At 49.5% G+C, this 12,283-nt stretch carries 4 protein-coding genes; all 4 read right to left on the minus strand.

Going from position 1 to position 12,283, the window contains the following annotated elements:
* Nucleotides 1-3: 3 nt before the first annotated feature.
* The 4 genes from IEW74_RS02960 to IEW74_RS02975 are packed head-to-tail and all read right to left on the minus strand — an operon-like array spanning nt 4 to nt 12,278.
* Nucleotides 4-648 (minus strand): hypothetical protein, encoded by a 645-nt coding sequence (locus IEW74_RS02960; RefSeq protein ID WP_188661367.1) that lies wholly within the window; start codon nt 646-648, stop codon nt 4-6.
* Nucleotides 645-1,862 carry a hypothetical protein gene (locus tag IEW74_RS02965; RefSeq protein WP_188661370.1) on the minus strand — a complete coding sequence of 406 codons (1,218 nt, stop codon included), beginning with the start codon at nt 1,860-1,862 and terminating at the stop codon, nt 645-647. Before IEW74_RS02965 ends, IEW74_RS02960 begins: the two co-directional genes overlap by 4 nt.
* The gene (locus tag IEW74_RS02970; protein WP_188661373.1) at nt 1,859-6,622 is read right to left on the minus strand and encodes a non-ribosomal peptide synthetase; all 4,764 of its coding nucleotides are present in this window, start codon (nt 6,620-6,622) and stop codon (nt 1,859-1,861) included. Before IEW74_RS02970 ends, IEW74_RS02965 begins: the two co-directional genes overlap by 4 nt.
* Before the next feature lies 1 nt (nt 6,623).
* Nucleotides 6,624-12,278, minus strand: coding sequence for a type I polyketide synthase (locus IEW74_RS02975; RefSeq protein WP_188661377.1), 5,655 nt, complete (start codon nt 12,276-12,278; stop codon nt 6,624-6,626).
* Nucleotides 12,279-12,283 lie beyond the last annotated feature (5 nt).

The raw sequence follows: 12,283 nt of genomic DNA on the forward strand, positions 1-12,283 counted from the left end.
CGTTTATTGGGCGACCATGCGGTATTGATCGGGGATGTAACCGTTGTTCAGCGCATATTGGATCAGGCGTTTACCGGGATAGATCACATCAATGGGGGATCGGGCGAGGTCGCAATCTTCAAAATGGGTGCAACCCAGAACGAAAGCTTCGGCCTTTAGATGCGCGCTGGTTTCAATCAACTGATGCAGGATATCTTCGACAAAGGGTTCATTGTTTTCGACCGCCTCGACCAGCGAAACCATTGCATAGGACAAGGTTTTGGTCGTGCGGTTGTTTTGGTCACAGAACAACCGGATATTGTTGATGGTATCTTCAAAACAGGCCACCACACCGACAGAGGAATATTGCGCGAGGAAATCGTTGTACACGAGGCTGAGACTTAAAATGGGTGTCTGGATTTTGTTGGCGAGACGATCCCAGTCCACCGCAAAGGAAAGCGTGTTGCAAAAGACAAGAAAGACATCGGCCTGTATGGGGCGCAGTTTTTCCAGAATATAATCATCGATTAAGGGAACACGTGCCAGAATGTCACGATAATCACTGGGGGAATTGGAAATGGGTAGTCCTCGGGCCGCAATGCCCATGCGTGCCAGCAGGTCCACGCCGATTTGCGCATCACATCCATCACCGCCGATAACGTAAATCATATTGTTTCCTCCTTCTGGAAAAGGCCGAGTTCTTTTAATGTGTCGAAGACCAACTTGCTTTTGTCACCCAAGGCGCCGTTTTGAACGGCAAGGCGGTTTTCGTCTTGTGCCTCTTGCCAGCTGATCAAGGGGCTTATGGTCTGATTAATTTCTTGTGCGCGTTCAACAAGGTTGACAAAAACCTGATAGATTTTGCGTAGTTCCATCATGTTTTGCGGGGTGCCGATATGTCGGAGTTCCACATATAACTTGTCTGATTTTTCAATTGCGCGGGTGATTTTGCCCACATCGCCATCAATGGTTCCGACCCCGGCATCAAAGACCAGTCGGCAATGCCAGAACGGCAGGGACAAGGCATAAAAATTGGCAAGACTGCCGTTTACATAGGTTTTGTCATAACCGATTTTATCCGTGCGCATCTGCGAGGTTGTCGGAATATGATGAACGCGAAAAGCCGTGGCCCCGTTAAAAACCACATCGGACACACGGGGGCGCCCATTTTGTGTATCAAAAAAAGCAAGTTCACCATTTTTTACCGAATTGGACACGATAAAGGCGGGCAGGTCCAACAGGTTCGCAACATAATCGTCAAGGCTGTTAATTTCGCGCGTTGGCAAGCCTGTGCGTTGTGCGCTGTAAGGGATGGCGTGCAGCCAGTTTTGCAGGCGTGGTGTGTTTTTGATATCGTGCCCGCCGTAAAGGTGCACAAACAGGGGGGCGGTTAGATAAAGGGTGCGTAAAACAGCCGGAATTTCGGGCGTGGAAATATCAATCGCGGGCTGAAAGGCCAGTGAATTCATTAAATGCCAATGCCCCCAGTTTTGGTGACGTACGATGCTGTAAAGGCCGGTGGAAACGGTGCGGTTCCAGTATTCGTCCTCGTTGGGTGGGGCATATTGGGATACCCAATGCAGGCGATATTCCGGCGTTATGGATTCAAAAAAGGCAAGCAGATTTTCCAGATTATCAATGGTCGCATCCAGATCGCAGAAGGGCAGGCTGACCAGTTCGACAATGGCGCAATTGTTATCCAGAATAAACCAGCCGTTTTTGCCCGAAGCACCAAGGGCCAGCCCGTTGTAGGGTTCTGTAATGGCGCTGTATCCGGCAGAAACGGCGCGATTAACGATAATGGCCCAGTCTTTTGGGGTGGCGGGTATGTCGTCTTTGGTCAGGAACAATTCCAGTTCCGCCCCTAACTTTCGCGATTTCATGCGAGGTGTCCTTCTTCCTGAACATTATGCGCTGTTGCGGGCAGGCTCAGTCCGTCAATAAACCGGTCCAGTTCGTCCTGATTGAAACCGTCATAATCAATGTCGGACGGGGTGAGTTCCCGTTCGGGTTTTTGGTCAATTTCGATGATCAGATGTTGTAGCTCATCCTTGAAACGATGCAGGAAACCTTCGCTGGTCTGAGAACGATAATGGCGGGTGCTGTAACCAATTTTGATGTTTAGTTTGCCCTTTGTGATCAGGGCGATCACTTCAATAAGAAAGGGTTGCGGGGCGTTGGGGGAAATATTGGGGGCAACGTCACGGTCTGACAGGCTGAAAAGGCCATTTTCTTCAAATTCATCAAATTGACCGAGATAGTTAAAACTGATTTTCGGTGCAGCCGTTAAGGGGTGTTTGGCGAGATAACGTAACAGCCCATAACCCATCCCTTTATGTGGAATGTTGCGCAAAACTTCTTTCACTTGTTTTACATTTGTACCCCTGTCCGGGCTGGGTGTTGGCAGCAACACGGGGTACATGCTGGTTAGCCATCCGACATTCGCGCCGATGTTCAGGCCGTTATCCAGCGCTTCGCGACCATGACTTTCCAGCATAAGGGCGGGTGGGGTTGTATCGGCAAGGGGGCCGAAGGCACGTGATAGGGCACATAGCAGGAAATCATCTATTCGACTGTTAAACGTTTCGTGGATATCGCCAAGCAGGCGGGCGGTTTGTGTTTCAGACAATGATGTTTCAACGATTTGGCAATCCGCGTGGGTGCAGTCATCCTGTTCGAAGTCAGGGATTAACGGGCGATTATGGGCTTGTTGGTCGATTGTTTGCCAATAGGGTAATTGGTCGATTGCTGCCTTGCTTGCATAGGTATTGACGGCTTTTGCCCAATGGGAAAAGGAAATTAGGGATGGAGAGAGAGAGGTCGTCAAGTCGTGATAGACCGCTTCCAATTCTTCAAACAAGGTGCGCCAGGATACGGCATCAATAATCAGGTGATGGGCCGTGATAAACAGATAATCCTTTTCTTCAGCGCGAAACCAACCAACCTGAACGCTTGGCCCCATCAGATCGACTTTTTCTTGTAAGGCCTGTGTCGTTGGGTGGTCGGGCGCAGAATCAAAGGATGTAAAACCGAAATCGACAGTCCCGATATATTGAATGAATTGGTCGCTCTCGCGGCGAAATTTCAGCCGGAAGGCATCGTGATTTCCAAAGACGGTTTGTAAGGATTGCGTAAGGTGTTTTTCATCTAATCGGGATTTTGAAGTTAATAAAACGGATTGGTTGAAATGGTGCTGCGGGTCTGGATAGGTTTCAAAAAACCAGTGTTGAATGGCGGTCAGCGGGACCGTATCCCCTGTTTTTAAGGCAGCTAAGGTCTGTTGTTGTTCTTCAATTTTGCACAGTTTTTGAGCAAGTTCTGCAATAATAGGATGATTAAACAGGTCGCGTACATCCAGTTTATAGTGTCTTTGATGTAAATGTGCGACAATTTGCAAGGCTTTGATGGAATCACCACCCAGATAAAAGAAATTATCGGTGATGGAAACCTGATCACGGCCCAAAATATCGCATAACATATCGCAAAGAAGGCGCTGTTCTTCTGTTTGTGGGGCGCTAAACGCAGTTGTTGTATGGACCGCCTCTGCATCCATATGGGCCAAGGCTTTGCGATCAACCTTGCCGCTTTTGTTGACGGGTAACTCTTTTAAATGAAAGAATTGTGCCGGGATCATATAATCGGTAATGCGGGTCTTTAAGTGACCATGAAGTTCTGCAATATCGGGTGTGTGATCCATTTCAACAAAGGCATGAAGTTCCTGCCCGTTTGCGCCCATGTCTTTGGCAATGACGCAGGCTTTTTTAACACCGTCACAGGTCGCCAAATTGGCTTCGATATCGCCCAGTTCAATGCGGTAGCCACGAATTTTAACCTGATCGTCATTACGTCGAACAAAAACAATATTGCCGTCTTTTAAGCGATGGCAGATATCGCCGGTCCGATACATAAACTGATGGACGGACGCATCGTCAGGATGGGCAAACGGGTTGGGGATACGAACTGCGCGCGTGCGTGTATCCAGATTGACATAACCGCGAAACAAGGCACTGCCACTGATATGTAGTTCCCCATCGACCCCGCAAGGAACAGGGTTACCCCCGGGATCAAGGATATAGGCACGACAATCCCCAAGAACAGTGCCGATGGGGACTGAGGCGGTGCGATTATTGATGATATAATCTTGCGATTGCGTGAAGGCCAGAACATCGACACAACATTCCGTTGGACCATAAATATTGGTGATATCGATGGATGTACCTTTCAGGCGTTGGGCCTGATGTTGGGGCAATGCCTCCCCGCCGATCAACAGGTGGTGCAGGGCTAAATCGTCAGCTTCGCCAAGGCCCGCATCCAGCATGATATTGAGCAACGTTGGTGTGCCATCGCTGAACTGGATCTGATGATCTTTCAGGAACGTCAGAAGGCGGTGACCATCCTGTTTGTTTTCCCTATCACACAGATGCAGGCTATGACCTTGCAGCAAGGCACCAAAGACCTGTTGAACGGAGGCATCAAAGACCAAAGCCGCCATCAAGGCCACATTCATATGCTCAGGCAAGTCGTGATAAATGCGTTCCTGTAACCCTTGTACAAGGTCGATGACGCTTTGATGTTCAATCATCACCCCTTTTGGGGTTCCGGTCGACCCGGACGTATAGATGATATAGGCCAATTGATCGGACTGAAGGGCACGTTTTGGGTTTGTTTCAGCCTGCTGGTCGATTTGGGGCTGTGCCTCTGTTAAGGAAATCCAGTGCAGGTCCTCGCCCAAATCGCTTTCACTGTCTGCGCTTAAAACAAAACGGGCGTTGGCATCGGTGAGGATATAGCGCAATCGATCAACGGGTTGGGTGGTATCCAGCGGTAAATAACAGCCGCCCGCCTTTAAAATGGCGAGGATGGAGATAATCGCCTCCGCGCTATTGTCCATATAAAGGGCAACGACATCTTCTTTTTGCAATCCATGAGCCAGCAGGAAATGGGCAAGCTTGTTGGCTTTTATGTTCAGTTCACGGTAACTCATCGCCTTGTCGTTATGGACAAGGGCGGTATGGATGGGGAAGGCCGCAACCTGTTTTTCGAAAACCTCAACGATCGTTGTTTTTATGATCGGTTTCTTACTCGGCGGTGTGATGTTTTGATCCTGTAAGCCGATTTCTGTTATGGCCTTGTCCGGTGTTGCCAGCATCTTTTCTAACAATGTGAAGAAATGATCGGCCATGTTCTGAATCGTTTTTTCGTCAAACAGATCGGCGTTATATTCAAATTCGCAATGAAGGGTGCTGTCAGCTTGTTCTTCGGCCAAGAGGCTGAGATCGAATTTAGCCGTATCACGGGCAAGGGTAACGCCTTCGATTTCAATACCTTGGAAACTGTCATTGGAAATAGGCATGTTTTGCAATACACACATGACTTGCACAAGGGGGGCATAGCTCATATCGCGTTTGGGCTGAACCAGATCGACCAGTTTTTCAAACGGGACATCTTGGTGGCTGAAAACCCCGCGTGCGCTTTGGGCGGTGCGTTTTAAGATTTCACGAAAACCCGGATTGCCCGACAGGTTGGTGCGTAACGGCAATGTATTGATGAAAAAGCCGATCAAAGCTTCCTGTTCGTGCCGGGTCCGTCCTGCGGTATGGGTACCGATAACAAGATCGTCATGGCCCATATATTTGTGGATTAAACTGTTCAGGGTTGCGCATAATCCCATGTAGAGACTGGCATTTTCCTGTTTGCAAAAGGCTTCCAAACGATCTTTTAAATCGGCCTTCATATAGGCATTGACCAGTCCCCCGCGATAGCTTTGTTGTTTGGGGCGGGCCCGGTCATAGGGCAGTTCCAGCAATGGCGGTATGTTGGCAAGGGCCTGTTTCCAATAATCAAGCTGGTGGTCCAGTCCGCCTTGTTCCGCCCAAAGACGTTGCCACAAGGCAAAGTCAGCGTATTGGATATCCAGTGCGGGTAAATCAGGGGCGCAATTGTTCAAATACGCATCGTAAAGCTGACTGAGTTCGCGAATAAGGATTTCCAGTGACCAGCCATCCCCGATGATATGATGCAACACAAGGCAAAGCAGATAGGCATTGTCGTCTGTTTGAACGAAGCTGAGACGCAGCAGTGGATCCTTTTCCAATTCAAAGGCATATCCGGTTTCTGTCTGGATATGATGATCAAGGAAGCTTTGTTGTGCGGTCTTATCCAAATGACGAATGTCATGTCTGTCTATGGTGAATACACGGTTCGGGACGATGATCTGTTCCCCACGTTCTTTGACTGTGATGAAATTGGTGCGCAGAATTTCATGGCGCGTTGCCAAGCTATTCAGGGCACGTTCCAGACAACCCATGTCCAGATGTCCGGTAAGACGGCGGCAGGCGGGAATGTTATAGGCCGCGCTTTTTCCTTCCAGATTGTACAGAAACCAAAGCCGTTGTTGGGCAAAAGATAAGGGGATACCATCGCGGCGATCCATCGGTGTCAGTGCAAGATCGGTTTTGTTTCTGCTGTGTTGATTTTTCTTTAAAAATGCAATGAGTTCGGCCTTGTTCGCTTTGATTTCATCGCGCAAAGCAGGCGTGACGGCCCCTTTTGGGGCTTCGAATTTTAATTGGTCATCAGGTCCATCAACCCGCAGGCGAATGGCTGATTTTTTGAGTTTAAGAAGCAGGGTTTCCATCGACATATCAGAGAACCCCCTCTTCCATCTCGTCACAGTCGGAGGCATCTTCGTCTTGTGCCCAGTTTATGACCTCCAGACGTTCACATAACTGTTTGACCGTGGGGCGCTCAAACAGGTCGTTGACGCTGAGTTCGACCTGAAAGAAATCACGCAGACGCGACAGAACCTTAATGGCGATGAGGGAGTCGCCGCCAAGGTCGTAGAAATTATCCTCAATCCCGATTTGGGGAATGGCGAGAACCTCTTGCCAGACGGCGATCATTTGTTTTTGATTGTCTGTTTGCGCGGCGATGTAGTCCCCAAGCAAGGCAGACCGGCTGTGTACGTTATCAGATATTTCTGCGGAACCTGCTTCTTGTGTGTTCTGGTGCAAAATATCTTTATGGGCGGTGCGTTCATTAAAGTCACAGGTCGAAATCACAATCTGTGACGGCAGAGTTTGCAGCGATAAAATACGTTTGAAGGTCTCGCAACCCTGTGCGGTACTCATGCCGCCAACGGGGATATGACCGAGGCGTTTTTTCATCATGGCTTCGTATGCTTGTGCCATGCCGACACCACGCCAGCGATCCCAATTGACGGCAATCACAGGTGTCTTGCCTGTACGGGCCTGCTGGGCGGCGAAATGATCGACAAAGGCGTTGGAACTGCAATATTCCACATCCCCGGCCCCCACGTCATAGGCACTGTGGGAGGAAGAAAGCAGGATAAAATCCAGCCCCTTGTCCCCTAAAAGGTCCATGACATTGCGGCTGCCCTGTACCTTGGGCAAAAATTCGTTTGCGTGGGGGGATTTGGTTTTGGACAGGATCGGACCGCGATTTTCAAAGGCGGCGGTCTGGATAAACCCATGCAAGGGACCGAAGGTTTCTTCGGTTTGCTCAATGGCGGCTTTCATGGACGTTTTGTCAGAAATATCAGCACAGAGAGGCAAGACATGAGCCCCGAAACTTTCCAGTTCCCGAATGCTGTGGATTTTTTGGGCAATGGGATCCGTGTGGGCACCAGATGTGATTTTTTCCCCGACAATCAGGCCGCTGTCGGCATGATCTCGACGGGTTCCTGATTGTGGATAGGTTGCGACTTTAAAACCGCAATCCTGAAACAGGTTTTCCCATTTTTCCAATGTCAGAAGCGGGGAGTCCTGGCGTAAGTCTTCGTCCTGAAAATACCACCAGCCTTCCAATAGTCCCAACGGCAGGTTCATCCAGCGTTGCGTGACAACTGATTCAACAAATAAAACCATGCCGTTCGGGGCCAGTATTTTTTTGACCTGTGCCATTGTTTCGCGCATTTGATGGGTGGCATGGACGCAATCAAGTTCTAAAATAATATCGTAGCTGTTGGCCTCAAACCCTTGGGCAATCGGGTCTTGGGAAATATCCAGCAACCCGAATTTCATAAAATCCAGCCCGTTTTCACGTGCGTTGCGTTCTGCCTTCAAAACAAAGGATTTACCGATATCGGTGAAGGTATATTCGACGTTTTTACCTGTCAGGGCGGGCAAAACCACATCGCTAAAGACACCTGCCCCGGCCCCGAGTTCCAGAATACGAAGGGTCTTGTTTGGATTTTTGGCGATTTTTTCCAGCATAAGATCACGCGCCATTTCGGTATAGACACGGTGGCGTGTATGTTCGGGAATGGCCTTGGTTGCTTTATCCCAAATGCTTTCTCCACCGCCGGGGAACAGAACGCCGACGGCTTCGATCTCGCCACTCAGGGCCTTGGCGTAATCTTTCATGCAATGTTCAAACACATCAAAGATCGGTTTGAAATCGGGGAATTGCCTGATCAGTTCGTTATGTAAAGGTCGTGGATCATCCGCATCTATCGGATTTTTCAGGAAGGTGATCTGATCATCATGTCGGGCAATCATATCGTCCTGAACCAGTACTTTCAGGATATAATTGAACAGTTTGACGAATTTATCCTGAATGGCAAAATGATGGATCAAATCGGTGTGGCTGTAACTTCGCCCCTTTGTCATATCAAGGCCGCTTTCGCCAAAGAAACGGCAGATATAGAGGGAACATAACCGATCAACTTTTTCAACAAAACCGTCATAGGTTTCAATGCCTTGAATGCCAAGGGACTGATCAATCCGATGTTCGATTTCAACAGGATCAAGCCCACCAAGGTGAAGCAAATTTTCAGACGTTGTTTGTTGGTTGCTCAGGTACGCATCCCAATCCGCGCGGTCCGGGATACTTGCGGTACCGCACAGGGCGAGATTGGCATGATGGGTCTGGGCGAGATGACGCGCGAGTTCCAACCCGATCCCGTTTAATCCACCGGCAATCATATAGGTGCCACCCTCACGTAAATGGGTGGTGTCGTTATCGTCGATCAGGATTTGTTCAAAACAAGGTGACCAACGGTGTGAGCCGCGCAGGGCAATTAATTGGCCGTTGGCATAGTGGGCGCTGGGTTGGTTAATTTCTGCTATGATTTGGGCGATGGGCGTTTGATCACACAGATCAATGGCTTTACATTGAATATGGGGATGTTCCACCGGAATGACCCGTAGCGGTCCCAAAATAAGGGCCTGTTCGGCACAAAGCGGTTCTTGCCCGTTCACATCGTTCAGGTTTTTGCACAGGATATGCAGACTTAGGGCATCTTCGCGCAAGCCAAGAGCCTGAACGAGGCTGATCAGACTGTAAAAGCCGTGATCAAGCGTGTGTTCAAGGGATTGGTCGTTGGTCATATCCAGTGACCAGCCGTGAATGATGGTGTCCGGCAGTTTTTCCAGATCATTCAGTAAGGCGAGATAGTCGTCCTTCTCTGCTGGGCGGATTTCATAAGAACGGGCCGTCAGCTTGCGATACTCAAGGCCCGCATAAACGCAAATGGTATTTTCAGACTGTTGGGCGATTTGCGTCCCGATCCCTGTTTGATCCATGAAAACAAGCGTTAAGTCGTCTGTTGCAGATGTTGTGCAAAGCGGGGCTTCACGTTTCCATGACGGGACATAAAACCAATCTTGAACATGGGGGCTATGGGTGTTTTTTGGGTTTTGATCCGTTGCAGAAATCCAGTAGGGTTTATGTTGAAACGGATAGGGGGGCAGGCCAATGCGCTGCGCATTTGGGGCAATGATTTCAGACCAATCAGCCGGGCATCCCTTTTCCCAACATGCCGTGATTGCGTTTAAAAAAGCATGACTGTCGGGTTTGTCATCACGGATATGGCGCATCGTGGAAAGGGGGGTGGCTTGTAAGGTAAGTTTGGCAAAACTTGCAAGTGCGGTTCCTGGTCCAACTTCGATAAACAGGTGTTGGCCCTGTTCCTGCAATGTCTGTAATCCATTGGCAAACTGTACGGTGTGGCGCAAATGATCAACCCAGTAGTTAACCGATTGCGCCTGTTCATTCGTTATCAATTTCCCGGTTAAATTGGCGATAAACGGTAGGGTGGGGGCGTGACGTTCAAGACGTGAAACGGCCTTGGCAAATTCATCCAGCATCGGGTCCATCGCGGCACTGTGGAAGGCGTGACTGGTGTGCAGGTGGGTGTGTTCAATGCCTTTTGCGCTCAGTTTGTTGGCCAATTCTGTGATGTCTTGACTTGTTCCTGAAATGACGCAACGATCCGGTGCATTATGGGCGGCAAGGCTGAGATTATCGCCCAGATCATCAACGATTTTTTCGAAGGGAATGGCAACGCCGAGCATGTCGCCTTTTGCCATCTTTTGCATCAATTCCCCACGAATGGCGACCAGTTCAAGCGCATCTTTTAAGGAGAAAACACCGGATAAGGCGGCGCAGACATATTCGCCCAGACTATGCCCGATCATCTTATCCGGCGTGATACCGAAGCTTCTGAGCAATTGTGCCAAGGCATATTCGATAGAAAACAGCAATGGTTGGGCAATATCGGTGCGTTTTATATCGCCTTTCGCACTTCCGTTTATATAGTCGCGAATGTCCCATAATATTTTTGGCAACAAAATATCGGCGCATTTATCAATGCTCTGACGGAAAACAGGGAAATCGGCATAAAGGCCTTTTCCCATTTCCAGATATTGCGCACCTTGCCCGGGAAACATGAAAACGGTTTGAACAGGGCGGGCAGCTTGTGCAGGATGGTTCAAGACCTTTTGCAAGGCATCAATGGCACTGGGAATATCGTGGCAGACAACGCCTTTGCGATAATCAAATGTTTTGCGCCCCTGTTGCAGGGTAAAGGCCACATCGTTGAGATTTGTATCGGGGTTATTTTTTAAATAGCTGGCGAGATTGTCGCAGGCTTGGTGCAAGGCGTTTTCGTTTTTTGCCGATAGGGGCAGAATGACCGGGTGGTCGGTTGATGCTTTTTCGCGTTGCAGGGTTGGGGCTTCTTCCACAATGACATGGGCATTTGTGCCGCCAATCCCAAAGGAACTGACCCCGGCGCGTCGTGGCGTGTTGTCTGGGGTGGGCCAGTCACACAGGGTGATGTTGACGTGGAAGGGGCTGCTTTCAAAATCTATTTCCGGGTTTGGGCGTTCAAAATGCAGGCTTGGCGGAATTTGACGGTGGTGGAGGGATAAAACCGTTTTAATCAAACCCGCAATTCCGGCCGCACTGTCCAGATGGCCCATATTGCTTTTAACCGATCCAATTTTGCAAAAACCTGTTTTGTCGGTCTTGGCGCGAAAGGCTTTACTTAACGCCTTGATCTCGATCGGGTCGCCCAGTCTGGTTCCGGTGCCGTGAGCTTCGATATACTGGATGGTTTCAGGGTGAACGTCTGCATTGGCCTGTGCTTCGGCGACGACTTCTGCCTGACCTTCTACGCTGGGGGATGTATATCCGGCCTTTAGCGCGCCATCGTTATTGGTTGCACTGCCTTTGATAATGGCGAGAATGCGGTCTTGGTCGCGCATGGCATCGTCCAGTCGTTTTAAGACGATCAACCCAACCCCACTGCCACCGACCAAACCGCTGGAATTGGCATCAAAGGCGCGACAATGTCCGTCCTTGGATTGTGTGCCGCCTTCTTCATACAGATATCCGCTGATATGGGGGACTTGCAGGGTGACACCACCGGCCAGCACCATATCGTTTTGATAAGACAGCAGGCTTTGACACGCCAGATCCACAGCGACGAGGGAGGTTGAACAAGCCGTTGACACACTTAAACTTGTGCCCTTCAAATTCATTTTATAGGATACCCGCGTACACATATAATCTTTGTCGCTGGAAGCCAGAACCAGATAGGGTCCTTTGTCCATGACGGCTTGCGGGTTTTCCATCATGGCGCGCAGCAGGTAACTGTTCAGGCCCGATCCCCCATAAATCCCAATGCGCCCGTCAAATTGATCGGGGTCGTATCCGGCATCTTCCAGTGCCGCCCAGGATTGTTCTAGGAACAGACGGTGTTGCGGATCAATAATCTCGGCCTCGGTTGGGGAAATGCCGAAAAATTCCGCATCAAACCCTTTGATATCATCCAGCACCCCTTGTGCTTTGACATAATCGGGATGATTTAACAGGTCCGGCTCAACGCCTGCGGCCAAAAGTTCCTCGTCACTGAAATGACGAATGGTTTCGGTACCTGAAATCAGGTTTTGCCAATATTCATGATAATTTTGTGCGCCGGGGAAACGGCATGACAGCCCGATAACGGCAATGTCGTTTGTGTCGTCTGCAAACGATGTGTCCATGTTGTTCATGTGTT

This window comes from Terasakiella brassicae (assembly GCF_014641495.1).
In the GTDB taxonomy this organism is placed as follows: Bacteria; Pseudomonadota; Alphaproteobacteria; order Rhodospirillales; family Terasakiellaceae; genus Terasakiella; species Terasakiella brassicae.

Bases quoted from the DNA above. Each gene is read 5' to 3' on its own strand.
- IEW74_RS02960 (WP_188661367.1), bottom strand. From the start codon at position 648: ATGATTTACGTTATCGGCGGTGATGGATGTGATGCGCAAATCGGCGTG.
- IEW74_RS02965 (WP_188661370.1), bottom strand. From the start codon at position 1,862: ATGAAATCGCGAAAGTTAGGGGCGGAACTGGAATTGTTCCTGACCAAA.
- IEW74_RS02970 (WP_188661373.1), bottom strand. From the start codon at position 6,622: ATGTCGATGGAAACCCTGCTTCTTAAACTCAAAAAATCAGCCATTCGC.
- IEW74_RS02975 (WP_188661377.1), bottom strand. From the start codon at position 12,278: ATGAACAACATGGACACATCGTTTGCAGACGACACAAACGACATTGCC.